The sequence below is a fragment of the Nonomuraea sp. SBT364 genome (genome assembly GCF_001083785.1).
Taxonomy (GTDB): Bacteria; Actinomycetota; Actinomycetes; order Streptosporangiales; family Streptosporangiaceae; genus Nonomuraea.
The window spans coordinates 1-1,148 of the sequence record NZ_LAVL01000352.1; the positions used below are offsets into that span (position 1 = coordinate 1).

The 1,148-nt window shown below is 75.4% G+C and carries 1 protein-coding gene; it reads left to right on the top strand.

All coding sequences use genetic code 11. The annotated features are described in order from the left end of the window. Positions 1-148 precede the first annotated feature (148 nt). On the top strand, positions 149-1,148 hold a 1,000-nt coding region (locus ADY59_RS47305; protein ID WP_231619258.1), incomplete at its 3' end, for a ComEC/Rec2 family competence protein.

The window sequence follows — 1,148 nt, forward strand, 5'->3', positions numbered from 1 at the left end:
CTCCCGGACGAAACTCTCCGCTGCCTGCCGCACCCCACCGGACACCTCCCCGTGGGAGCCACCCTCCGCGCCGAGCACCTCCGGTGGGGTGCGGCAGGCAGCGGAGAGTTTCGTCCGGGAGTGCTCCGCGCCGGGCACCTTGGGTGGAATGCGGCAGGCGCCGGAGAGCTTCGTCCGGGAGTGCGCCACACCGGGCATCTCCGGTGGGGTGTCGCGGGGAGTGGAGAGCGGCCGGGCGCAAGTGGTCACGGGCGGTGCGTCAGGGGGACGGCAGTGGCGGATGCCTCGGTGGGTGGCGGAGGCCGTGGCGGTGCCGGCGGCGGCCCAGGCCGCCGTGACACCCGTGCTGGTGCTCATGTCCGGTCAGGTGAGCCTCATCGCCGTGCCCGCCAACCTGCTGGCCGGCCCCGCCGTCGCACCCGCGACCCTGCTGGGGTTCGCCGCCGCGCTGATCGCCCCCCTGTGGCCGGAGGCGGCGCAGTGGCTCGTGATCCCGGCGGGCTACGCCGTCGGCTGGATCATCCTGGTCTCCCAATGGGCCGTGAGCGTCCCGATGGCCAACATCCCCTGGCCGGGAGGCCCGGCGGGGCTCGCCCTGCTGGCCGTCGTGGCGGCCGTGGCCGTGGTGCTGCTGAGACGGCGCGCCTGGCGGACGATCACGCTGGCCGTCGTGGCCGGCACCCTGTTCGCGATGGTCGCCCTGCGCCCGATCATCGCGCCCTGGCCTCCCAAGGGCTGGCTGATGGTGATGTGCGACGTGGGCCAGGGCGACGGCCTCGTGCTGGCGGCGGGCCCCGGCCGGGCGATCGTCGTCGACGCCGGCCCCGACCCTTCGGTGATCGACGCCTGCCTGCGTCGTCTGGCCGTCCACGACGTCCCCCTGGTGATCCTCACCCACCCCCACGCCGACCACATCGACGGCCTGGCGGGCGTCTACCGCGACAGACGCGTCGGCGCCGTCGTCACCACCCCGCACCGCCACACCACGCCCCAGAGCACCCGCCTCACGGCAGAGCTCGCCCGTCGCCGCATACCGGAATGGACGCCCCCTCCCGGCACCCGATGGAGCCTCGGCCCCTCGGCCCTGACCATCCTGGCCCCCGGCCCGGAAGACGCCACGGCGGCGGGGTCGGCGGAGGGCCCGGGGG